Genomic DNA, 22773 nt, shown 5'->3' with positions numbered 1-22773 from the left:
AGCAGCCGCGCAGACGGCAGACGCCCGGCGCACCCCTCGGCGCCACCGTGTGCTCGCCGGGAGGCGAGCAGCCCCCCTCGCGCACGCCAGATGCCGCCCGCACCGCAGCAGCAGCCCACGCACCCCTCGACGCCGCCGCGTACCCGCCAGGAGGCGAGCAGCCCCCTCGCACACGCCAGACGCCACCCGCACCGCAGCAGCCGCCCACGCACCCCTCGACGCCGCCGCGTACCCGCCGGGAGGCGAGTCGCGGCCTCCGCGCCACCTTCGCGCACGCCGCAGCAGCGGCCGCGGCAGGCGGCAGACGCCCGGGTAGCCCTCGGCGCCGCCGCGTGTCCGTCAGGCCTCGCGTACGCCGGATGCCGTCCGCGGGGGGCGGAGAGGGCGGGCGGGGGTCAGCCGTAGGCTGCGCGGTAGTAGGCGGCTGCGCCTGGGTGGAGGGGGACCGTGCCGGTGCCGATGGCGTAGCGCTCGTCCAGGCGGCTGCCCGGCGCGTCCGGCACCGGCAGCCGGTCGCGGCGCTCGAAGAGGACACCGGTGAGCGCGCGGGCCGTGCCGTCCGCGAGCCCGGAGCGGCAGACGAGATAGCTGGGCGTACCCACGGTGAGGGTCGGCCCCCGCAACCCGTACACCCCGGCCGGGATCGATGCCTCCTCGTAGACCGGGCCGTGCGCGCGGCGCAGGGCGCGGGCGAGCCCGCCGAGGGGGATCAGGCGGACCGGGCGGCGGCGGGCGAGCCGGGTGATGGCCCAGGTGGGGGCGCCGCCGGACCAGAAGAAGGCGTCCACGTCCCGCCTGCCGAGCGCGTCGGCGGACTCGCCGAGCCCGAGGCGTACGGCGTGGACGTCGCGCACTCCGGCGGTCGCGAGCACCCGTCCGGCGGTCGTCGAGGTGCCGGACTCGGCGGCGCCGAGGGAGACCGTACGCCCGGCCAGCTGGGCGGGGTGCTCGATCGGGGAGTCGGCGGGGACGACCAGGTGGAGGTAGTTGAGGTACAGCCGGGCCAGGGCGGTGACCGGTATGCGACGAGGGAAGGTGCCGTGGCCCGCGGCGGCGTCCGCCGCGCTGTCGGCGAGGGTGAGCGCGGTGTCGGCCCGGCCGTCGCCGAGCATGCGCAGGTTCTCCACGCTGGCCGCGGTGGGGAGCACCCGGACGGTGAGCCCGTGGTGGGCCCGGTGCACCTCGGTGGCCAGCCTGCTGCCGAAGGTGGCGTACGGCCCGCCCCGGGGGCCGGTGGCCAGCCGCACCCGGGCGGAGGGCCCGGGATCCGAACATCCGGCGAGCCCGCCCGCGGCGAGCGCCAGGAGCAGGCGGCGTGGGACGGTGTGCACGCGGCGATGCTAACCGCCGCGGTGCGGTACGTCGCCGGACCGGTCAGCGGGCCATCGCGCTGAGCTGGGCCCACACCACGCGGCCACCGGCCGCCCCCGGCCGGTCGCCCCAGGCCTCGGTCAGGGCGCAGACGAGGGCCAGGCCGCGGCCGCTCTCGTCCTCCACGCCCGCCTCGCGGGGCATGGGGCCGAGCGGGCCGCCGCCCTGGTCGGCGACCTCGACGTACAGGGAGCGCCGCTCCTGGGCGCGCAGGACGCAGAGGATCTGATCGCTGGCGGTGTGCACGAGCGCGTTGGTGAACAGCTCGGACATCACCAGCTCAGCCGCGCCGCACACGTCCTCGTCGAACCCCCAGTGGGGCAGCCGAGTCCGGACGAGCCGTCGCGCGGCGGCGACCGAGGCGCCTCGGGCGGGCAGTTGCAGCGTCTCCTGGCGGAGGGCCATATCAACGCCGGCGGAGCTCATGTGAGGGGCCATCGTCGAGCGTTGACGCAATGCCACGGCCATGTGCCTTCCGTCCGTCTATCTGTGGGGGCGTGAATGCCGTACGTGAATGCCGCAAGTGCGCGACGCGGCAGCCACGTTGGGACCGGTCACGACGCCACTATCGTTCCTGCGAGCATCAGTTGGCAAGACGCGTTCTGCAAAATGCAGAATGGCCTACGCAGACTGTGCCACCCATATCGAGCATGGCACACTGAGACGCACAACACCGTCCGAGGAGGTACGACGTGGGTGAAGCGCGGTCTGCCCCGACCGTCGGGCAGATGGTCCTCGGCATGCGGCTGCGGCACCTCCGCGAGCGGGCCGGAGTCGGTTATGACGAGGCCGCCAAGGCGCTGCACGTCAACCAGACCACGGTGCGCCGGATGGAGAAGGCCGAAGTCGGCCTGAAGCTCCCGTACGTCGAGAAGCTGCTGCGGACCTACGGCGTCGAGCAGGACGAGGTGGACTCCTTCCTCGGACTCGTCGAGGAGGCCAACAGGCCCGGCTGGTGGCACCGGTTCCGCGATGTGCTGCCGGACTGGTTCAGCCTCTATGTGAGCCTCGAGGGCGCCGCCAGCCGGATCCGCGCGTACGAACCGCACTTCATCCCCGGCCTGCTCCAGACGGAGGACTACGCCCGGGCGCTGCTGCGCATCGGCTTCCCGCAGGGCACCGACCGGGAGATCGACCGCCGGGTCGCCCTGCGGATGGAGCGTCAGGAGCTGCTCTCCAGACCCGACGGGCCACATCTGTGGGCCGTCATGGACGAGACGGTGCTCCGTCTGCACATCGGCGGGCCGAAGATCATGCGCGCCCAGATCGACCACCTTGTCGAGGCCGTCCAGTTGCCGAACGTGACCCTCCAGGTGGTGCCGTTCGCCGCCGGGCCGCATCCGGGCATGGGCGGTCCCTTCCAGCTGTTCCGGTTCCAGATTCCGGAGCTGCCGGACATCGTCTACGCCGAGGGCCTGACCGGCGCCGGCTATCTCGACCAACGCACCGATGTGGCCGCCTATCTGGAGGCACTGGACCGGATGGGAACCCAGGCCACACCGGCGCGGCGCACGGAGAACTTTCTCCGTGAGATTCGCAAGGAGCTGTGACTGTGGATCAGGTAGAAGACGTCTACAACGGCATGCCCGCCACCCGTCTGGCGACGGAAGGCTGGCGCAAGCCCTGGAGCGGCCCCAACGGCGGGGCGTGCGTCGAGGCCCTGAGGCTGCACGACGGGCGGATCGCCCTGCGGCAGTCGACGGACCCCGACGGCCCCGCACTGATCTACACCCACCATGAGATGGAGAAGTTCATCCAGGGCGCCAAGGCCGGTGCCGCGGACTTCCTCCTCACTCGACCCGACCCCAACAGCCTGGCCACCTCGGCGGCTACCGCACCGGAACGGAGGGCGGCGTGACCGACTACGGACTCGCCCCGGACCAGCAGATCGACACCAGCAAGCCGCACTCGGCTCGGATGTACGACTTCTACCTCAACGGCAAGGACCACTACGAGGTCGACGCCGAAGCCGCCGGGAAGGTGCTGTCGGTCTACCCGACCGTCAGGCTCAACGCCACGGTCAACCGGGCCTTCATCCACCGGGCGACCCGCTGGCTGGCGCGCGAGGCGGGCATCCGGCAGTTCCTGGACATCGGCACCGGCATCCCCACCGAGCCGAACCTGCACCAGGTCGCCCAGAGCGTGGCCCCGGAGGCCCGGGTCGTCTACACCGACTACGACCCCATCGTTCTCGCCTACGCCCAGGCCCTGCTGCGCGGCACCCCCGAGGGCCGCACCGCGTACGTCCAGGCCGATGTGCGCGAACCGCGGCGGATCATGGCGGCGGCCGAGCTGCACGAGACGTTCGACCTGAGCAAGCCGGTCGCGCTGTCGGTGAACGCGCTCTTCCACTTCATTCCGCATGAGGAGAAGCCGTACGAGATCGTGGCGGAGCTGATGGACGCGCTCGCCCCGGGCAGCTATCTGATGCTGACGCACTCCACGGCCGACTTCCACGCGGAGACGTGGCAGAAGGTGATAGCCGTCTACAAGGAGAGCGGCATATCCTTCACGACCCGCGACAAGAGCGAGGTCGAGGCGTTCTTCGACGGTCTGGAGCTGGTCGAGCCGGGCGTCTCGGAGCCGCACGCCTGGAACCCGGACCCGGGTGACCGCCCGGACGAGATCCGCAGCGCGGACATCAACATGTGGGCCGGAGTGGCCCGTAAGCCGTAGCGGGTGGCCGCGGCCGTCCCGGATGGGCCGTCCTGTCCGGGACCTGCCGCAGCGATACGTCCCGTGGAAGACGTCACCGGCCCGGCTCGTCCTCGGCTGCCGTCACAGGCTCAGCAGCAGGTCCCGGACCGCGGCGGGCCGGGACAGGAACGGGTGGTGACCGGCGTCGAGTTCGACGACGCTGTCGGCCCGCCGGGCGAACTCGCGCTGCAGGCGCGGCGGGGTGCCCCGGTCCTCGGCGCAGACGAGGTACGTCGAGGGCACCTGCTGCCACGCGGCCGCCCCGACCGGCTGCCCGGTCACCCGCACGCTCTGCCGGGCGAGGTGGTCCGCCGCCCGCGCCTGGACCTCGGGATCGCAGTCCTGCAGGAACGTGTCCACGAGCAGCTCGGGGCGGACCCCGAAGGTGCCGGTGTCGGGATCGACGTCGAGGAATGGGGCGGGGCGGCCGTCCCCGAAGTCCGACAGGCTCTGCCCGGTCTCGGGCAGATAGCTGGAGACCATCACCAGGTGGCGTACCGACCCGACGCCCGCGGCGGCTTCCGCGGTGACGATGCCGCCGTAACTGTGGGCGACCACAACGGTCGGCTCGTCGCTGTCCAGCAGCGCCTGCCGCACCGCCGCGACGTCCTCGGGCAGCCCCGGGCCGTCGGCGCCTCCGGGCAGACCCGCCTCACCGCAGCTCGGCAGCGCCGGGGCCACGCTCCGCACCCCTCGCTCCCGCAGCAGCCCGGCGGTGCGGTGCCACCACCACGAACCGTCCCGCGCGCACGCCCCGTGTACGAACACGACCCTCATCGCTGCCTCCATGGTTGCCTCGACTGCCCTTCGCTCTTCCGCGGGCGCTGGATCCAGGAGCGCCGGTGCCTGTCTCAGGCGGGCCAGCGGTCCTCCGCGACGTGGATGAAGCCGCGTACCAGTGGGCCGCATGCCGTCCTGGGCCAGGCCACGACGAGATCACTGGGCGGGCGGTCGCTCAGCGGGACGACGACCAGACCGGCGGGCAACGGCTGATCGACGGGGGCGAGAGCCGATGTGCCGTTCCACAGGACCGTCTGCAGGCACTCCTGGATCGTTCGCATGACCGGCGACGCGTCGTCGTCTCCACCGCCGGTCCAGTACGCCGTCCACACCGGATCGGCGCCGTCCGGCAGCCGGACCCAGCGGCGGCCGACGAGGTCGGCCGACGAGACCGAGGCGTGACCGGCGAACGGATCATCGTCACGCATCACCACGCCGACGGGCACCGAGCGCAGGACGCGCGTGCCGATGCCGGTGTCGTCGAAGGGGGTCCGGGTGATCGCCACGTCGACCAGCCCGGCGCGGAGTCCGGCCGTCGGGTCGCCGAGGCCGGATTCGTGGAGGGTGACGTGGACGTGCGGATAGCGGGCCCGGAATAGTGAGACCAGCCGTCCGCCGACCTGTTCGGCCGCGTCCGCCAGGGTCCCGACGACGAGGGGCGCCGTACCCGCCGCGGCCGCCACCCGCCCGCGGATCCGGTCGGCTCGCCCCAGCAGCGCCCCCGTCTCGTCGTACAGAACCCTCCCAGCGGGCGTGAGGGTGACGCCCTTGGGAGTGCGCTCGAACAGGAGGACGCCGAGTTCGTCCTCCAGCTGCCGGATCGCGCGGCTCAGCGGCGGCTGCGTCATGTGCAGGCGGTTCGCCGCCCGGCCGATTCGACGTCGCGGAGCTCGGTCTCACGTTCTACCTGCGGTTGCTGAAGACCGGACTGCCGTTCGTCGCGTTGCCGGTCTTCCCGAACCGCGTGTTCCGTCACTCGTGTGTCTTCGTCAACGTGCACAGCGGGATTACGGAACCGAGCGATCTCGCGGGCAGGACCATCGGCGAATTCGGCGTCTACGGTCAGGACTCCGGTGTGTGGGCCAAAGGGATTCTGATGGACGAATACGGATTCAAGCCCGAGGAGAGCCATTGGGTGATCGGCGGCCTCGAACACCCCGCGCCCCCCTTCGGCTTCATCCCCCATCCGCACCCGGCCGAGGTCGACGTGCGCGTCGCGCCCGAGGGAAAGACACTGAGCGCGATGCTCGACAACGGTGAGATCGACGCGCTGTTCTCGGCGAATGTCCCGCAGTGCGTGCTCGACGGCTCCCCGAACGTCGCCCGGCTGTTCCCCGACTTCGAGCCGCTGGAACGCGACTACTACCGGCGAACCGGCATCTTCCCGATGATGCACGCCATCGTCGTCCGGCGGGAACTGCTGCGGGAGCGTCCCGGACTCGCGCACGGCGTCTACCGTGCCTTCTCCCGGGCCAAGGACGCCGCAGCCGAACGCTACCGCCAAAGCCGCAGGCTCTATCAGGTCCAGACCATGATTCCGTGGATGAACGCCCTGGTGGACCGCAACAGTGAAGATTTCCCCGAGGACTGGTGGCCCTACGGCATCGCGGGCAACCGCACCGCCCTCGACACCTGCCTGCGCTATCACTACGAGCAGGGCCTGACCGACCGGCGGTGGCGGATCGAAGACATCTTCGCCACGGAATCGCTCGACACATAGTGTCCCGCTTCGGGCCTCACCCGTGGCGGAGGAAGCCGTCGTGCATGCGGCCGAGGCGGACGCCGTCGCGATCCGTCCAGTGGCGGCGCAGGACGCGGACGGCCACGCAGGTGTTGACGGTCACGATCTCGGGGTGCGCGCCGAGGTCGGTGGTGATGAAACGGGCCAGGTCCTCCTCGTCGCGGAACACCCCGTAGTGGATCATCGATACGGAGCCGGCCACCATCGAGACGTAGCGGGCGGAGGGGTGGGACCCGAGCGTGTCGAGCACGGCCGGGATCGCGTGGGGAAGCACGGTCAGGGACATCAGCGCGTTCAGCGGGTAGCCCAGCAGCGTCGGCTCGATCTCGACGCGGGGGCAGATCGCGCCGCTTTCGAGCAGGGCCTGTGAGGTGCGGTAGGCCGTGGAGCGGCTGATGCCGAGTTCGCGGGCGATGTCCGCGGCCGTGATCCGGCCGTTGGCCGCCATCAGCTCCAGCGCTCGCCGCTCCAGTTCGGTCAGCTGGTCGTACGAGGTCGGCCGCTCCCCGGTGACGGGGTCGGTGTGCTCGCGCAGCCGGTCGGATCGCGCGTCCGTGAGGCGGTGGAGGCGCCAGCTCTGGCCCATCGTGTGGGCACGCAGGACGAGTTGGGATTCGGTGGAGACGATGCCGGGGATGCCGGGGAGCCGGTTGGTGAGCAGGTCGAAGATGTCCGTCCCGGCGAGCGGATAGACCGTGCAGTAGATGTCCGCGTGTCCGGTCGTGAGCAGCAGGGTCTGTACCTCGGCGAGCTCCAGGATGCGCTGGGCCACTTCCCGCGAGCGGCCGGGGGCGCACCGGATCCACACCTGGCGCGGGTTCTCGGTCGTGATCAGGGGCCAGTCGACGCGGCCGACCACCCGCAGCAGCCGCTCCTCGCGCAGCCGGGTAAGGCGGCGGGCGATCGTGCTCGGGGAGCTGTCCAGGATCTCGGCGAGGGCGTTGACCGGGGTGCGGGGGGCGAGTTGGAGCGCCGCGACGAGATCCAGGTCGACGTCGTCGAGCAGCTGTTCTTCCGGGCGCTTCGACGACCGCCGCGTGGTGACGGTGGTTGCGGACATGCGGTCGATCCTAGCCGCTTCACGAGCGGATGGTCACACGGATGATCTCACCGCCGACGACCCGAGTATTGACAGAATTCACCGTTACACCGTCTCATGATGGACCAATACGCCGAGCTGAACAGAAGGGCCGGATGTTGTGACCAGAACGAAGACCGCGGACCGCCCCACGGGCTCCGTGGCGCTGACGCTGCGGCTGCTCGGAGTCATCGAGCGGGTCGGCAACAGGCTGCCGCACCCCTTCTGGCTCTTCGTGATCCTCAGCGGGGTCCTCATGGTGCTGAGCTGGGGCCTGCACGGCCTGGACGTCTCGGCGACCTCGCCCGCGGACGGCAAGGCCGTCGACGTGAAGAGCCTGCTGTCCGGCGACGGCCTGACGATGATGCTCGACGGGCTCATCGACAACTACGCGACCTTCCCGCCGCTGGGCGTGGTGCTGGTCGTGATGCTGGGCGTGGCGGTCGCCGACAAGGCGGGGCTGCTCACCGCGGTGCTGCGGGCCGCTCTGGCGAGGGTGCCGACCCGGGCCGTCACCTTCATGATCGCCTTTACCGGGATGGTCGCCCACGTCGCCTCCGACGCCGCGTACGTGGTGATGATCCCCCTGGGCGCGATCGCCTACCGTTCCATCGGGCGCAGCCCCGTCCTGGGCGCCGTCATCGCGTACATCTCCGTTTCGGCCGGGCACGCCGCGAGCCCGCTGGTGACACCGTCGGACGCCACGCTGGCCGCGCTCACCGCGGCGGCGGCACACACCATCGACGCCGGGTACTCGGTCACTCCGGTCGCCAACTACTACTTCTCCCTCGTCTCCTCCGTCGTCCTCTCCCTGGTGATCACCGTCCTCGCGGAGACCCTGCTCAGCCGCCGGATGAAGATGATCACGGATGCGGACGGCTCGGGAGAGATGGATGACGGCACCGAGGAGCTGCCCGATCTGTCGTTGACCACCGTCGAACGGCGCGGGCTGCGCGCCGCCGCCGGTGTCACCGCCGTCCTCGTCGCCGCCATCACCCTGGCCGCCCTGCCGGCCGGTTCACCGCTGCGCGGCGAGCACGGCGCCGTCATCGACTCACCGCTCGTCCACAACATCGCCGTCTTCCTGTCCCTGCTGTTCTTCGCCTCCGGCGTCGCCTACGGGCGCGTGGTGGGGACGGTGCGCCGGGCCAAGGACATCCCCGGCGTCATGGCGCAGGGGATCTCCGAACTCTCCCCGGTCCTGGTGCTGTTCTTCGCGATCTCCCAGTTCCTCGCCTACTTCAAGTGGACCGGCATCGGTGAGGTCATGGCCATCCACGGGGCCGAACTCCTCGACTCCTCCGGTGTGCCGCTCCCGCTCGTCCTCGTCGGCGTCATCCTCGTCGTCAGCGTCATGAACCTGGCGCTCACCAGCGGCTCCGCGATGTGGGCGCTGATCGGTCCGGTCTTCGTGCCCATGCTGATGCTGCTGCGCGTGGCCCCGGAGACGACGTGGGCGCTGTTCCGGATAGCCGACTCCTGCACCAACGCCATCACCCCCATGAGCCCGTACTTCCTGCTCTGTCTCGGCTTCGTGCGCCGGTACCGGCCCCAGGCCGGGATCGGCACCCTGATGTCGCTGACGCTGCCGGTGGCGCTGTCGATGCTCGTGATCTGGACGGCGCTGTATCTGGCCTGGTTCGCCGTCGGCCTGCCCTTCGGCCCCGGCGCACCGGGCCGCTGAACCCCCCACCCACCGAAGAGAACGGATCATCATGCCCTCACCCGCGGACGACCTGTCCCGGATCGCCTCCTGGTGCCGCGACGAGCGGCACCAGGACGCGCAACTCGCCGATCTGCGGCGCCTGGTCGAGCAGGAGTCGCCCAGCGACGAGAAGGAGCTGCTCGACGCCACCGCCGGCCTGCTCGAGGAGCTGCTGGCCGAGCGGCTGGGCCCGCCGAGCCGTACGGTACGTCACCGGAACCCGGACCTCGGGGACGTCGTCGAGGCCGAGTACGCGGGCGCTCCCGGCGCCCTGGTCACCGTCGTCGGCCACTACGACACCGTCTGGCCGGCCGGGACCCTCGCCGGGTGGCCGTTCACCGTCGACGGCGGCCGGGCGGCCGGACCCGGCGTCTTCGACATGAAGGCCGGTCTGGTCCAGGGCATCTGGGCCCTGCGCGCCCTGCGCGAACTCGGGCTGCCCCGGCCCACCGTGCGCTTCGTGTTCAACGGCGACGAGGAGACCGGCAGCGTCACGTCCCGGCCGTACATCGAACGGGCGACGGACGACGCGAACGCCACGCTCGTCCTGGAACCCGGCGGGGAGTGGGGCGTCAAGGCGGGCCGCAAGGGCGTCGGAATCTTCACCGTCACCGCGACCGGCATAGAGGCCCACGCCGGTCTGGACCCGACCAAGGGCGCCAGCGCCATCCACGGGCTGTCCGACGTCATCCAGCAGCTCACCGCCGCCGCGGACCTGTCCCGCGGGACGACGGTCAACGTCGGCCGCATCAGCGGGGGCACCGCGCGCAACGTCGCCGCGGGCGAGGCGTCCTGCCTGATCGACCTCCGCGTGAGCACCCGGGCCGAGATCGACCGGATGGACGGGGTGCTGGCCGGGCTGCACGCCGCCGACCCGCGGGTGGCCATCGCCGTCGAGGGCCACTGGTCCCGGCCGCCGATGCGCCCCGACGCCGCCGGCGGCCGCCTGTTCGCCGTCGCCGACGAGGTGGCCGCCCACCTCCGCGCCCCGCTCGCACAGCTCCACGTCGGCGGCGGCAGCGACGCCAACTTCGTGGCCGCCCTCGGCCGCCCGGTGCTGTGCGGCATGGGTGCCACGGGCGACGGCGCGCACGCCCGGCACGAACACGTGCTCCTCGACGACCAGCCCGACCGCACCGCCCTCACCGCCGGCACACTGCTGCGCCTGGCCGCGGCGTAGTCACGGCTCCTCGGGGCCGTCCACCGTGAAGCCCAGGACCGCCCCGCCACCGGGGCGGCGGCGGGCGAAGACCGTGCCGCCGTGCGCGAGGGCCACCTCGCGCACGATGGCGAGCCCCAGGCCGGAGCCGGGCAGGCTGCGCGCGCCGGGGGCGCGGTAGAAGCGGTCGAAGAGCCGCGTCCGGTCCTCCTCCGCGATGCCGGGACCGCGGTCGCGTACCTCGACGCGGTGCCCGGTCACCACGACCTCGACGGGCCCGGCGCCCTCCCGGTCGAACTTGGCGGCGTTCTCCACCAGGTTGGAGATGGCGCGCAGCAGGGCGGCCGGGTGGCCCTCGACCAGGGTGTCGCCCTTGACCCGTACCGTGATCTCCCGGCCGGTGCGCCGCCGGGCCAGGGCCGCGGCCTTGGCGGCGACCTCGTCGAGGGAGACCTCCGTGCGCGGTTCGTCGTCCCGCTGTCCGGCCGCCAGGTCCACCAGCTCGTTGACGAGGTCGGTCAGCTCCCGGGTCTCCCCCGCCAGATCGGCCAGCAGTTCGTCGCGCGCGGCGGGCGGCAGCTGCTCGAAGCGGCTCAGCAGCGAGATGTTGGTGCGCAGGGAGGTCAGCGGGGTGCGCAGTTCGTGCCCGGCGTCCTGGACCAGGCGGCGCTGGTCGTCCTTGGAGCGGGCGAGCCTGCCGAGCATGCCGTCGAACGCCCGGCCCAGGCGGCCCACTTCGTCGTCCCCGGCGACCGGGACCGCCACCTCCATCCGGCCGGTGGCGGCCACGCTTTCGGCGACCCGGGTGAGCCGTACCAGCCGCCGGGTGATGCGCCCGGCGAGCCACCACCCCGCCAGTCCCGCGGCCATGATGATCGCGACGACGAACAGCGCGGTGCGCTTCTGGAGTTCGCGCAGCAGATCCTCGGTGTCGCTGATCTGCTGGGCCACCTGCACGGCGCCGCGGCGGTCGCCGAGCGCGACGGTGGCCATCCGGTAGTCGTCCTCGCCGATGGAGATGTTGCGCTGCCGGGTGGTGCCCGCGGTGTCGTCCGCCGCGGCCTTGCGGTCCTCGTCCCCGACCGGCAGCGGGGGCTTGCCCTCGTCGTAGACGCCGCCCCGGCCGCCCAGCACCTGGACGTCCATGCGGCTGATCCGGCGCAGGTCGTCACGGAGCCCGTAGGGCACCGGGACCTCGGAGGGGTACTGCCGCAGGATCACCTTCTGGCCCTGGACCTGGGTCCGCAGATCGCGGATGACGTCCGTGAACGCGGACTTCTGGTCGACCCGCACCAGCCCGGCCGCGGCGTCGTAGCTGAGGAAGCCGACCAGGAGGGTCACCACGGACGCCACCGCCGCGAAGGACAGCGCGAACGTGGTGTGCAGGCTGGGCCGTGGATGACGGCGGGGGCGGAAGCGCACCGGTCACTCCTCCCGCAGGGTGTAGCCGACGCCGCGCACCGTGTGGATGAGCGGGGTGAGTCCGGGCTGGTCGACCTTGCGGCGCAGATAGCCGATGTAGACGGCCAGGTTCTTCGATCCGGGGCCAAAGTCATAGCCCCAGATGCGAGAGTAGATCGTGGCATGATCAAGAACGATGCCCGCGTTGCGGGCCAGCAGCTCCAGCAGGTCGAATTCGGTGCGGGTCAGCTCCAGCTCCGTACCGCCGCGCCACACCCGGCGCGCCGAGGGGTCCAGCCGCAGGTCGGCGACGCCAAGGGTGGCGTCGTAGGCGGCGCCCTCCGCCGCGGGCTCCGGTACGGGGGCGGCGCGGCGCAGCAGTGCGCGCAGCCGGGCGAAGACCTCGTCGACCTCGAACGGCTTGGCCACGTAGTCGTCGGCGCCCGCGTCCAGCCCCTCGATCCGGTCGGCGGTCTCCACCCGCGCGGTGAGCATGAGGACGGGGGTGCGGTCGCCCTCGGCGCGCAGCACCCGGCACACCTGGATGCCGTCGACGCCCGGCATCATCACGTCCAGCACGACCACGTCCGGATGCTCCCGGTGGATGGCCGCCAGGGCCTCGACACCGTCGGACACCGCGGTGACCCGGTATCCCTCCAGCGTCAGGGCACGCTCCAGCGCATGGCGGATGGCACGGTCGTCCTCGGCGAGCAGCACGGTGTTGGTCACCCGACGAGTCTGCCAAGACCTACCGGGAGCGATCCCCCGGACCCCTGTGGAGCTGCGGTTCTTACCCGGCTCTCACCGTATCCACGCGACCGGCTTACCGAGCCGGGACAGGGTACCCAGTACGTTCCGGGGGGATCGCGCCCCGGTGTTGCCACCGGCCGGAGAGACACCGAATGAAGATCGTATTCCTGCTGCACAACGCCTATGGGATCGGCGGAACGATACGCACCACGCTGAACCTCGCCGCGGCGCTCGCGGAGCGCCACGACGTGGAGATCGTCTCGATGATGCGCCACCGGGGGACGCCGCGCTTCACGCTCGACCCGCGGGTGCGGCTGGTGCCGCTGGTCGACACCCGTCCCGGCGGCCTCGACGCGCGGGATCCGCTGTTCGCCGAGCCCACCCGGGACTTTCCGGTGCACGAGAAGCGGAACCACCAGTACAACCGGCTGATGGACGTGCGGATCGCCCGGTATCTGGAGGGCAGCGACGCCGACGTGATCATCGGCACCCGGCCGGGCGTCAATGTGTACCTGGCCCGTTTCGGCCCGCGCAAGGCGCTGCGCATCGCGCAGGAGCATCTGCGGTACGAGGCGCACAGCAAGAAGCTGCGGGCCGAGCTGGCTCCGTACTACCGCACGCTGGACGCCGTCGTCACCACGACGGAGGCGGACGCGGCGGTGTACCGGGCGAAGATGCCGCTGCCGGGGGCGTGGACGCTCGCGATACCCAACAGCGTCCCCGAGCCGGTCGCCGAGCCCTCCCCGGGCACCGCGCCGGTGATCGCGGCGGCCGGGCGGCTGGTCCGCGGCAAGCGCTTCGACCTGCTGATAGACGCCTTCGCCGAGGTCTCGCCCAAGCATCCGGACTGGCGGCTGCGGATCTACGGCGGTGGTTCCCGGAAGGACTCGCTGCAGGAGCGCATCGAGGAGCTGGGGCTGACCGCGAGTGCCGAGCTGATGGGGCCGCACTCGCCGATCGAGGAGGAGTTCGCCAAGGCGTCGATCGTCGCGGTCGCCTCGGACGCCGAGTCGTTCGGGATGACGATCGTGGAGGCGATGCGCTGCGGGGTGCCGGTGGTGAGCACGGACTGCCCGCTGGGCCCCGCCGAGATCATCGAGGACGGGGTCACCGGGCGGCTCGTACCCATGGGCGACAAGCAGGCCATGGCGCAGGCGCTGCTGGATCTGATCGACGACGCGCCGGGCCGCCGCGCGATGGCCGCGGCGGCGCTGGAGAGCGCGCGGATATACGACCCGGAGCCGATCGCCGTGCGCTACGAGCAGCTCTTCGAGGAGCTGACGTCGAGCCGGTTCGCGCGCTCCTGGGAGCGCGCCAAGGTCCGGCTGCGGGCCCGCTACCGCCGTACGGTACGCCGCTGGAAGCGCGCCTTCCGCCGCCGTGTGCCCGCGGCGGGCGGGACGAGCGCGAAGGCGTGAGCGCGGGCCGGGCGCCTTCCGCCGCCCGGCCCGGCCGCCCGGCTCACCAGCTGGTCGGCGCGTAGTCCTTGAGGAAGCAGCCGAACAGGTCCTCGCCCTGCTCGCCGCGGACGATCGGGTCGTAGACCCGGGCCGCGCCGTCCACCAGGTCGAGCGGGGCGTGGAAGCCGTCGGCCGCGAGCCGCATCTTGTCCGGGTGCGGCCGCTCGTCGGTGATCCATCCGGTGTCGACGCTGGTCATGAGGATGGCGTCGGACTCGAACATCTCACGGGCGCTGGTGCGGGTGAGCATGTTGAGCGAGGCCTTGGCCATGTTGGTGTGCGGATGGCCCGCGCCCTTGTAGCCGCGCTCGAACTTGCCCTCCATCGCGGACACGTTGACCACGTACTTCCGCCGGGCGGGCGCCGCGGCCATCGCCGGGCGCAGTCGGCTGACCAGGATGAAGGGCGCCGTCTCGTTGCACAGCTGCACCTCCAGCATCTCGACCGGATCCACCTCGTGGACCCGCTGGATCCAGGTGTTGGTGGGGTCGAGGTCCGGGACGAGCCCGCCCGCGTCGATCGCGGTGCCCGCCTCGATCCGGGCGGGCGAGGCGGAGCCGCTGGTCAGGGCGAGGGCGGTGAGGTCCTGGGCGGTCAGCGCCCCGTCCCGCTCCGTGCGCGGCCCGGGCAGCGCCGTCTGGGAGCCGCTGCCGAAGGCGCCGAGGACCACGGACTCGGGCAGTTCCCCGGCGGGCAGCGGCTCCGACTCGCCCGCTATCAGCTCCGCGTACGCCTGCGGGGTGCGGCGCACGGTCTGCGCGGCGTTGTTGATCAGGATGTCCAGCGGTCCCGCGGCGCTCACCTGGTCGGCCAGCGCGATGACCTGGGCGGGGTCGCGCAGATCGATGCCGACGATCTTCAGCCGGTGCAGCCACTCGGCGCTGTCCGGCATCGCCGTGAAGCGGCGGATCGCGTCGCTCGGGAAGCGCGTGGTGACGGTGGTGTGGGCGCCGTCGCGCAGCAGCCGCAGGGCGATGTACATGCCGATCTTTGCGCGGCCGCCGGTGAGCAGCGCCCGGCGGCCGGTGAGGTCGGCGCGGGCGTCGCGGCGGGACCGGTTCTCGGCGGCGCAGGTGTGGCAGAGCTGGTGGTAGAACGCGTCGACCTCGACGTACCGGGTCTTGCAGACGTAGCACGAGCGGGGGCGCGCGAGGATGCCCGCGATCTCGGTGCTGACCGAGCTGGTGAGGGCGCGGCCCAGGGTCTCGTCGTCGATGCGGTCGGCGGCGCCGGTGGCGGTGGCCTCGGTCACCTTCTTGTCGTTGGCGGTCTTGGCGGCCCGCCGCTCCGAGCGCCTGCGCTGCTTCACGGTGCGGTAGATGCCGGAGGTGGCCCGGCGCACCGTGATGGCGTCGGGGTGGTCGACGGGCAGCCGGTCCAGCTCCTCGAGGACGCTGAGGCAGGTCGCCAGGCGCTCGGGGTCGATGCCGGGCCCGGCGTGCTCCCCGGGCTCCCCGGGCTCCGGGGGCGCCGTGGGCTCCGGGTGCCCGGCGCCGGTGTGCCCGGCCTCCGTCCACTCGGTCCGGCCGTCGTCAGTCACCGTCATCGCCGCTGCCGCTTTCTGGTCTGTTCTCCCTGGTTAACGACCGAACTGTAGGGAAGCGGGGACGGTTGCGCCAAACCGGGGCGGTCTCACCTCCTCCCGTACCCGCGGTATGTATAGCCCGGAGGCGGGGATTCCGCGGCCGCAGCGGGGCCGGTCAGCGAGCGGATCAGGCCATGATCGGGCGAGAGCGCGCAGGCCGGGTCGGTACGGGCGGCGTCCCCGGTGAGCGCGTACGCCTGGCAGCGGCAGCCGCCGAAGTCCTCGGCGCGGCGGGAGCAGGAGCGGCACGGTTCGGCCATCCATTCCTCGCCGCGGTAGCGGTTGAAGGCGCCGGAGTGGTCCCAGATCCACGCGAGCGTGTGGTCGCGGACGTTCGGCGGGTCGAGGCCGGGCAGCGCGGCCGCGGCGGGGCAGGGCAGGACGGTGCCGTCGGGCGCGACGGTGAGCGAGACCGCGCCCCAGCCGCCCATGCAGGGCTTGGCGACGCCCTCGAAGTAGTCCGGGAGGACCCACACCAGCTCGGTGCGGGCGCCGAGCTTCTCGCGCCAGCGCGCGACGCCCTCCCGGGCCCGGGTGAGCTGGTCGCGGGCGGGCAGCAGGGCGTCGCGGTTGCGCAGGGCCCAGCCGTAGAACTGGGTGTTGGCGAGTTCGATGCGGTCGGCGCCCCAGCTCACGGCCAGTTCGATGAGGGCGTCCAGCGCGTCGAGGTTGTCGCGGTGCAGGACGATGTTGACGCCCAGCGGCAGGCCCGCCTCCCGTACCAGGGCGGCGGCCCGCTCCTTGGCGGTGAACGAGCGGCGTCCGGCGATGCGGTCGGAGGCCCCGGGGTCGGCATGCTGGACGGAGAGCTGGACGCTGTGCAGCCCGGCGCCGGTCAGCGCCGTCAGCCGGGCCCGGTCCAGTCCCACGCCGCTGGTGACGAGCTGCGTGTAGAGCCCGGCGGACGCGGCGGCGGCCACGATCGCCTCCAGATCCCGGCGCAGCAGCGGCTCGCCGCCGGACAGATGGGTGTGGACGACGCCCAGCTCCGCCGCCTGGCGCAGCACCCGCTCCCACTCCTCTCCGGTCAGCTCGCGGGAGCGGCGCACCAGTTGGAGCGGGTTTGAGCAGTAGGGGCAGTGCAGCGGGCAGCCGTGGGTCAGCTCGGCGAGCAGTGCCCAGGGGCGGGGGTGGGCGGTCGTCGGGGGGTCGGCGGTCACCGTATCCAGCCCTCCTCGTGCATCCGGTCCAGGAACGCCGGGACTTCGGTGGCCACGGGGGCGCCGGGGAAGCGCTCGGCGAGTTCGGCCACGATGCTGTCGAGGTCGCGGTCGCCGTCGCACAGCCGCAGCACGGTTCCAGCGGTGCCCCGCAGGACCACGACGCGCTCGGGCAGCACCAGCAGGTCCACCTCCCGCACCCGGTCGTGGCGCAGACGCACCGCGGGGGCCAGGGCCGGGCGCCAGGTGACCGGGGCCGTCATGTCCCCTCCCCCGCCGCGTCCTTGGTGTCGGCGTGCTCCACCGCGTCCAGCAGGGACCACAGCACCTCGCATTTGAAGGTCAGCGCCGCGACCGCCCGCTCCTCGTCCTCGGGGGTGCGGGCCCAGGTCAGTACGAGGTCGAGGGCTTCGGCGCTGTCCCGGCCGCCCTGGCTCACCCGGTCCCGGAAGTAGCGGAGCCCGTCGCGCTCGATCCAGGGGTAGTGGCGTTCGAACGCCTCGATGCGGGTGCGCATGATGCCGGGGGCGGACAGTTCGGTCAGCGAGGCGGCGACGGCCTCCAGCGGGGTGCCCAGACGGCAGAAGTTGACGTAACCGTCGACCGCGAGCCGCACCCCGGGCAGCACGTCGGCGCCGGTCAGCAGCCGGTCCCGGCCGATACCGGCGGCCTCGCCGAGCCGCAGCCACCGCTCGATGCCGCCCTCGCCTTCGGCCGCGCCGTCGTGGTCGCGGATGCGGCGCAGCCACATCCGGCGCAGCCGCGGGGTGTCCAGCTTGGCGGTGATGAGCGCGTCCTTGACGGGGATGTGGCGCTGGTAGTGGAAGCGGTTGAGGATCCAGCGGCGCAGTTCGGCGGGGGTGAGTTCGCCCGCGTGCATGCGGAGGTTGAAGGGGTGCCGGTCGTGGTAGCGCTCCTGGGCGACGGCGCGCAGCCGCTCTTCGAGGCTCCGGGTCCGGGGCGAGTGGTTCATAACTCGATCACCATCCCTTCGGCGGCCACCTCGATGCCCCGTCCGGCGAGCACCGCGTGCTGGGGCGCGGCCGGGTCGTTGAGGGGGTTGGTGTTGTTGAGGTGCGTGTACAGGGTGCGGGCGCCGAGTGCGGCGAGCCGCCGCGCCGTGCCGCCGGGTCCGTCGATCGGCAGATGGCCCATGGCGGTGGCGGTGCGGGAGCTGAAGCCGCTGCGCCGGGGCTCCTCGTCGTCCCAGAAGGTGCCGTCGACGATGACGCAGTCGGCCTCCTCGGCGGCCCGCTGGAAGGTGTCGGGCCAGGCGGCGAGGGCGGGGGCGTAGAGGAGGGAGCGGCCGGTGGCGCGGTCCCGCAGCCGCAGGGCGACGACCCAGGCGTCGTCGTCGGGGCCGCCCGACTCGGCCGCGTAGCGGGGGCGTTTGGCGGAGACGGGGACGGCGGAGAGGGTGAAGGAGGCATCGGGGGCGGCCGGGCGGGCGGCTTCGGTCGACAGCTCGTGCCAGTCGAGGCGGGTGTAGGGGGCGAGCACGTCGCCGAGGTGGAGTCCGCTCGTCAGGGCCCGGCGCACCGCGGCGGTGGTGTGCAGCTCCACGCCGTCCGCCTCGCGCAGCCGGGCGATGCCGAGCGTGTGGTCGAGTTCGGCGTCGGTGAGGATCACCCCGGCCAGCGGGGTGCGGCGCGGTTCGGGTCCTGGGTGGAGTTCGGGGCAGTCCTCGATCTGGTCGCCGAGGTCGGGGGTGGCGTTGACGAGGTACCAGTGGCCTTCGGCGGCCCGTACGGCGAGCGAGGCGTGGCGGCGGCGCCGCTCCGGGTGGGCGCGTGCCCCGGAGCATCCGGGGCACGCGCAGTTCCACTGGGGTACGCCGCCGCCCGCCGCGGTGCCGAGCACACGTACGCGCATGGCGGCTGCCGTCAGCGGGCGTTCAGCGAGTAGGCGGTGACCTCCAGCGCGGTCTCGACGACCACGTAGTCGGGGGTCTGCCAGGCGGTCTCCTCGGGGGCGGGCGGTGTCCGGTCCGCCGTGGTGGGGGTCTGCCGCACGGTCTCGTTCATGGTGTTGACCTGCCTTCCGGTTTCCGATGGGTGTGCCGGTCACGAGAGGTGTCGCAGGGGTCGGGCGGGCGCGGTCAGCCGGTGGTTCTGATCCGCAAGCTCTCGCCGTCGGTGGTGGTGCTGTGCCGGACCACGGGGCGGGCGACCCCGCTGAAGCCCACGTCGTACGGGCTGGCGGCGCCGCGCTGGGCCGTGACCCGGTCCAGGGTGACGGCTACCCCGTCGTCCGCGATGAACGCGGGCCGGTCGTCGCCCGCGTCGGTCCGGACGGCGCTGTTCTTGAAGGTGATGTCCTTGGCGTGCCGGATCCACCAGCCGTAGGAGGGGCGCACTCCGTACGTCTTGGGGACGTAGTCGGTGAGGTATTCGCCGGGGACCAGCTCCGCGTCGGAGGCGGGGTGGCCGCCGGGCACGGTCAGCCGCACCCGGTCGAAGGTGATGTCCTCCACGTCCGCGCCGGGCGCTCCGGTGATGGTGCTGGTGTAGTCGACGCCCGTCACCGGGTGGGTCAGTCCGGTGCCGGTGACATCGGTGAAGGCGATGTCGTGGATCCGCCCGGCGGACGGGGCGCCCGGGCAGCGCTTGCGGTCGCCGATCTTGATGAAGACGGGGGTGGCGCCCTTGGTCATGGTGATGTCCGAGTAGCGGACGTCGCCGATGTCGGCGCCGTCCATGGAGACGATGCCGATGGCCGCCTTGCCCCCGCCGCCGATCCGGAGCCGGTCGAAGCGGATGTCGCGGAAGTCGCCGCAGGTCTCCGAGCCGAACTGGAGGGCGTTGTTCTCCGTGGACAGCACATCGGAGTCATGGACCCGGATGTCATGGCTGGTGTAGGTCCGGCCCAGCGCGTAGTCGCTCTTGAGGACGACGCCGTCGTCCCGGCCCTCGATGCGGGAGTGGCCGATGTCGACATGGCGGCTGTTGATGAGGTTGACGGCGTCCCGGTCGGTGCTGGTGAGCACCTTGGTACGGGTCATCGTCACGCCGTCGCAGCCGTTGAGCAGCAGCGCGAAGTGGCCACCGCGGGTGAAGGTGACGTCCTTGATGTCGAGGTCGGCGCAGCGCTTGAGCGAGAGGATCTTGTCGCCGACGCCCGGCTCCAGAGTGTTGCTGGTGCCCAGGCCCTCGCCGTCGAGGGTGCCGGAGCCGGTGATGGCGAGGTGGTGGATGTTCTCGCCGGTCAGCAGCGCGTTGCGGAAGTGGCTGTGGCCGAAGTCCTGGTAGGCGTCCCAGGGGTTGGGCTCGGCCTCGTCCATGCCGCCGGGGGCGGCGAGCAGCGTCGCGCCCTTGGCGAGGTGCAGGGTGAGATCGCTCTTGAGGTGGAGGGTGCGGGACTTGTAGGTGCCGGGCGGGAACAGCACGGTGCCCCGGCCGGGACCGGCGGCGGCCGCGTCGATCGCCCGGTCGATGGCGTCGTCGTCCAGGGTCGCGCCGTCGCCCGTGGCCCCGTAGTCGCGCACGTCGTACGTCCTGGGGGCGGCGTGGGCCGCGGCGGCGGCCGGGGGAAGCGCGGCGAGCGCACACGCCCCGGCCGCCGTGGCGGCAGCGAGGCGCAGGCACGTCCATCGGCGACGCGGTCTGCGGGCCATGGGCGGCTCCTTCTCGGGGGTGCGGCCGGGTGCCGTTCTGTTGCAGCGTCACGGTCTGTCGGTGTCCGGTCAATAAGCGTGCATCCAAAATCCTCCGATCTCTTGTGATGCACATGCAGTGCGCGATTCAGCGAAACAAGCGGAATGTGCAGGTAGTTGAGGGTTCGGAGCGCAGGAGGACCGGAATGAGCGCCTTCCTGGTCCACACCATTCCTTGACTCATGAGGCCACACCTCCTACCTTCACAGTCCCCCGAAGTGACTTCCGAGGTGACCTCCGGAAGTGAACAAGGATGAGACAGGAGAATCCTTGATGGAGCGCCCACCGCTCTTACCGCGCACCGCCCTCACCCTCGCGGCCACCGCCGCGCTCATCGCTCCGGCCGCGGTCGCCTACGGCACCGAGCGCTCCCCGCAGGCGCCCGCCGCGTCCTGGAGCCTGAAGTGGAGCCCGGCGTCCGGGGCCAGTGTCGCCAGCGCCTTCGAGGGCGCCGAGGACGACCGCGCCGACTCCCACCCGGGCACCACCCACATCTACCCCTACCAGGGCGGTTTCCGGACCGACATGCACTACCCGCGGGACGTGGACACCAGCACCGACCGCCAGCGCAACGAGGTCCGGGGCATGAAGCAGGACGGCTCCGCCGTCAAGATCCTCAAGAACGAGACCTGGCGGATCCAGTACCAGATGTACGTGCCCGACACGCTCGACGCGACGACGGGCTTCACCCACATCATGCAGATCAAGGTCGGGGACGTGGCCGCCCCGCTGTTCACCATGTCGCTGCACCAGCACGGGGACGGCCCGAAGGTCGAGCTGCGGACCTCGGACGACGACGACAACCTGACCGAGGCCGGGGCCGCGGACATGTCGCCGCTCCAGGGCGCCTGGAGCGATGTGTCGGTCGAGGTCAAGGCGGCCGACTCGGGCGCGTACGCCGACTGGTCGGTGACCACCGACGGCAAGAAGACCGCCTCGTACAAGCGCACCGGCCTGGACCTGTGGCGCGGCAAGAACTATCTGCGGCCCAAGTGGGGCATCTACCGGAGCCTGAACAGCGGCGGCCTCCAGACCACGTATCTGCTCACCCGGAACTTCAAGGCGTACAAGCTCCAGTAGCTCCAGTAGGAGGACACGCGATGAAGAGCTGTCGGAACACCCTGGTGGCCGCGGCCGCCACCACCGCACTCACCGCCGGGCTGCTGCTCGCCCAGGCGGGCACCGGCAACGCCGCACCGGCCGCGGCCGATTCGGCTTCTTCGGCCCCTTCGGCCATCAAGACCGTCTCGTCCGGCTGGTCGATCCCCTGGGGGCTGAGCTGGCTGCCGGACGGCTCGGCGCTGATCACCGAGCGGGACTCGTTCAAACTCTTCAAGCTCACCCAGTCGGGCACCAGGACCCAGGTGGGCACGGTGCCCAACGTCGTGACGACCAGCGGCGAGGGCGGGCTGATGGGGCTCGCGGTCTCCCCGAACTGGAACACCGATCACTACGTCTACCTCATGCACACGGCGTCGGACGGCAACCGCATCGCCCGCATGACCTACGACGGCTCCTCGCTGACCGGCTACAAGGCGCTCGTCACCGGCATCAAGAAGAACAAGTACCACAACGGCGGGCGCCTCAAGTTCGGCCCGGACGGCTATCTGTACGCCACCACCGGCGAGGCCCAGACCCCCGACCTCGCCCAGGACAAGAACTCGCTCAACGGCAAGATCCTGCGGATGACCACCGACGGCAAGGCCGCCCCCGGCAACCCGTTCGGCACCCTCGTCTACTCGCTCGGCCACCGCAACCCGCAGGGCCTCACCTGGGACCCGCAGGGCCGCCTGTGGGAAGCGGAGCTGGGCAACAGCAAGTACGACGAACTCAACCTCATCGAGGCGGGCAAGAACTACGGCTGGCCCACCTGCGAGGGCAGTTGCTCCACCTCCGGGATGACCAGTCCCAAGCGCCAGTGGTCCGTCGGCGACGCCTCGCCCAGCGGGGTCACCTACGCCGACGGCGCGCTCTACATGGCGGCGCTCCGCGGCGAACGGCTGTGGCAGATCCCGGTCGACGGGACGAGCGCGGGCACCCCGAAGGCGTACTACACCAGCTCGTACGGGCGGCTGCGCACCGTCGAGACGGTGCCCGGCAAGAACACGCTGTGGCTGTCCACGACGAACGCCGACAACAACGGCGGCGAGCCGGACGGCGCGGACAAGGTGTTCCAGGTCGAGCTGAAGTAGCGCGCCACGGGCCGTGGGTGCGGCCGCGCTCCGCGGAGCGCG

23 protein-coding genes are annotated in these 22773 nt (G+C 71.9%); 9 read left to right on the top strand and 14 right to left on the bottom strand.

Annotated elements, in window-relative coordinates:
* Nucleotides 1–395 precede the first annotated feature (395 nt).
* Nucleotides 396–1331 carry a TAXI family TRAP transporter solute-binding subunit gene (locus ACZ59A_RS24655; protein WP_468044116.1) on the bottom strand — a complete coding sequence of 312 codons (936 nt, stop codon included), beginning with the start codon at nt 1329–1331 and terminating at the stop codon, nt 396–398.
* A 43-nt stretch (nt 1332–1374) separates the two neighbouring features.
* Complete coding sequence (locus ACZ59A_RS24650; RefSeq protein WP_470962022.1) at nt 1375–1797, bottom strand: ATP-binding protein; 423 nt, start codon at nt 1795–1797, stop codon at nt 1375–1377.
* Nucleotides 1798–2063: 266 nt separating this feature from the next.
* Between ACZ59A_RS24650 and ACZ59A_RS24645 the strand changes: the two genes are divergently transcribed.
* The 3 genes from ACZ59A_RS24645 to ACZ59A_RS24635 are packed head-to-tail and all read left to right on the top strand — an operon-like array spanning nt 2064 to nt 4047.
* A complete protein-coding gene (locus ACZ59A_RS24645) occupies nt 2064–2921 on the top strand; it encodes a helix-turn-helix domain-containing protein (RefSeq protein WP_470962019.1) in 858 nt (285 codons plus the stop codon).
* Between the two features lie 2 nt (nt 2922–2923).
* Nucleotides 2924–3229 carry a DUF397 domain-containing protein gene (locus ACZ59A_RS24640; RefSeq protein ID WP_468044121.1) on the top strand — a complete coding sequence of 102 codons (306 nt, stop codon included), beginning with the start codon at nt 2924–2926 and terminating at the stop codon, nt 3227–3229.
* Nucleotides 3226–4047, top strand: coding sequence for an SAM-dependent methyltransferase (locus tag ACZ59A_RS24635; RefSeq protein WP_470962015.1), 822 nt, complete (start codon nt 3226–3228; stop codon nt 4045–4047). The genes ACZ59A_RS24640 and ACZ59A_RS24635 overlap by 4 nt, the downstream gene beginning before the upstream one ends.
* Nucleotides 4048–4149: 102 nt before the next feature.
* On the opposite strand, the gene ACZ59A_RS24630 is transcribed toward ACZ59A_RS24635, so the two are convergent.
* Nucleotides 4150–4845 carry an alpha/beta fold hydrolase gene (locus ACZ59A_RS24630; protein ID WP_470962013.1) on the bottom strand — a complete coding sequence of 232 codons (696 nt, stop codon included), beginning with the start codon at nt 4843–4845 and terminating at the stop codon, nt 4150–4152.
* 74 nt (nt 4846–4919) lie between these two features.
* Nucleotides 4920–5696 (bottom strand): LysR family transcriptional regulator, encoded by a 777-nt coding sequence (locus ACZ59A_RS24625; protein WP_470962010.1) that lies wholly within the window; start codon nt 5694–5696, stop codon nt 4920–4922.
* Nucleotides 5697–5761: 65 nt separating this feature from the next.
* On the opposite strand from ACZ59A_RS24625, the gene ACZ59A_RS24620 reads away from it, so the two are divergent.
* Complete coding sequence (locus ACZ59A_RS24620) at nt 5762–6568, top strand: substrate-binding domain-containing protein (RefSeq protein WP_470962007.1); 807 nt, start codon at nt 5762–5764, stop codon at nt 6566–6568.
* Between the two features lie 16 nt (nt 6569–6584).
* Here the strand turns inward: ACZ59A_RS24620 and ACZ59A_RS24615 are convergent, their stop codons facing one another.
* Nucleotides 6585–7649 (bottom strand): winged helix-turn-helix transcriptional regulator, encoded by a 1065-nt coding sequence (locus ACZ59A_RS24615; RefSeq protein WP_470962004.1) that lies wholly within the window; start codon nt 7647–7649, stop codon nt 6585–6587.
* 139 nt (nt 7650–7788) lie between these two features.
* Here ACZ59A_RS24615 and ACZ59A_RS24610 point away from each other — a divergent pair, with 139 nt between their 5' ends.
* Together ACZ59A_RS24610 and ACZ59A_RS24605 are read left to right on the top strand one after the other, a co-directional pair.
* Nucleotides 7789–9351, top strand: coding sequence for an AbgT family transporter (locus ACZ59A_RS24610; protein WP_470962001.1), 1563 nt, complete (start codon nt 7789–7791; stop codon nt 9349–9351).
* 31 nt (nt 9352–9382) lie between these two features.
* Nucleotides 9383–10552, top strand: a complete 1170-nt coding sequence (locus ACZ59A_RS24605; RefSeq protein WP_470961998.1) for a M20 family metallopeptidase — start codon at nt 9383–9385, stop codon at nt 10550–10552.
* On the opposite strand, the gene ACZ59A_RS24600 is transcribed toward ACZ59A_RS24605, so the two are convergent.
* Both ACZ59A_RS24600 and ACZ59A_RS24595 read right to left on the bottom strand, forming a co-directional pair.
* Nucleotides 10553–11953: a sensor histidine kinase gene (locus ACZ59A_RS24600; RefSeq protein ID WP_470961995.1), complete on the bottom strand. Its 1401-nt coding sequence runs from the start codon at nt 11951–11953 to the stop codon at nt 10553–10555.
* A gap of 3 nt (nt 11954–11956) precedes the next feature.
* Nucleotides 11957–12661 (bottom strand): response regulator transcription factor, encoded by a 705-nt coding sequence (locus tag ACZ59A_RS24595; RefSeq protein ID WP_470961992.1) that lies wholly within the window; start codon nt 12659–12661, stop codon nt 11957–11959.
* Nucleotides 12662–12834: 173 nt separating this feature from the next.
* Between ACZ59A_RS24595 and ACZ59A_RS24590 the strand changes: the two genes are divergently transcribed.
* On the top strand, nt 12835–14100 hold the full coding sequence (locus ACZ59A_RS24590) for a glycosyltransferase family 4 protein (RefSeq protein ID WP_470961989.1): 1266 nt from the start codon (nt 12835–12837) through the stop codon (nt 14098–14100).
* Between the two features lie 43 nt (nt 14101–14143).
* Here ACZ59A_RS24590 and ACZ59A_RS24585 read toward each other — a convergent pair whose 3' ends face one another.
* The 7 genes from ACZ59A_RS24585 to ACZ59A_RS24555 form a co-directional block, all read right to left on the bottom strand.
* Complete coding sequence (locus ACZ59A_RS24585) at nt 14144–15688, bottom strand: SDR family NAD(P)-dependent oxidoreductase (protein ID WP_470961986.1); 1545 nt, start codon at nt 15686–15688, stop codon at nt 14144–14146.
* A gap of 86 nt (nt 15689–15774) precedes the next feature.
* Nucleotides 15775–16896, bottom strand: a complete 1122-nt coding sequence (pqqE, locus tag ACZ59A_RS24580; RefSeq protein ID WP_470963106.1) for a pyrroloquinoline quinone biosynthesis protein PqqE — start codon at nt 16894–16896, stop codon at nt 15775–15777.
* Entirely contained in the window at nt 16884–17150 is a 267-nt protein-coding gene (pqqD, locus tag ACZ59A_RS24575; protein ID WP_470961983.1) for a pyrroloquinoline quinone biosynthesis peptide chaperone PqqD, read from the bottom strand. Before pqqD ends, pqqE begins: the two co-directional genes overlap by 13 nt.
* Entirely contained in the window at nt 17147–17860 is a 714-nt protein-coding gene (gene pqqC, locus ACZ59A_RS24570; RefSeq protein ID WP_470961980.1) for a pyrroloquinoline-quinone synthase PqqC, read from the bottom strand. Before pqqC ends, pqqD begins: the two co-directional genes overlap by 4 nt.
* The gene (gene pqqB / locus ACZ59A_RS24565; protein ID WP_470961977.1) at nt 17857–18759 is read right to left on the bottom strand and encodes a pyrroloquinoline quinone biosynthesis protein PqqB; all 903 of its coding nucleotides are present in this window, start codon (nt 18757–18759) and stop codon (nt 17857–17859) included. The genes pqqC and pqqB overlap by 4 nt, the downstream gene beginning before the upstream one ends.
* Before the next feature lie 11 nt (nt 18760–18770).
* Nucleotides 18771–18911 (bottom strand): pyrroloquinoline quinone precursor peptide PqqA, encoded by a 141-nt coding sequence (gene pqqA, locus ACZ59A_RS24560; RefSeq protein ID WP_468044149.1) that lies wholly within the window; start codon nt 18909–18911, stop codon nt 18771–18773.
* 74 nt (nt 18912–18985) lie between these two features.
* Complete coding sequence (locus tag ACZ59A_RS24555; RefSeq protein ID WP_470961974.1) at nt 18986–20500, bottom strand: glycoside hydrolase family 28 protein; 1515 nt, start codon at nt 20498–20500, stop codon at nt 18986–18988.
* A 312-nt stretch (nt 20501–20812) separates the two neighbouring features.
* Between ACZ59A_RS24555 and ACZ59A_RS24550 the strand changes: the two genes are divergently transcribed.
* Together ACZ59A_RS24550 and ACZ59A_RS24545 are read left to right on the top strand one after the other, a co-directional pair.
* Nucleotides 20813–21619, top strand: a complete 807-nt coding sequence (locus tag ACZ59A_RS24550; protein WP_470961971.1) for a hypothetical protein — start codon at nt 20813–20815, stop codon at nt 21617–21619.
* A 20-nt stretch (nt 21620–21639) separates the two neighbouring features.
* Complete coding sequence (locus ACZ59A_RS24545; protein ID WP_470961968.1) at nt 21640–22731, top strand: PQQ-dependent sugar dehydrogenase; 1092 nt, start codon at nt 21640–21642, stop codon at nt 22729–22731.
* The last annotated feature ends 42 nt before the right edge of the window (nt 22732–22773 follow it).

Source organism: Streptomyces sp. NPDC040405, from assembly GCF_055595765.1.
The sequence above is the reverse complement of the archived record's forward strand: the minus strand, read 5'-3'. Positions and strand labels throughout refer to the sequence as shown.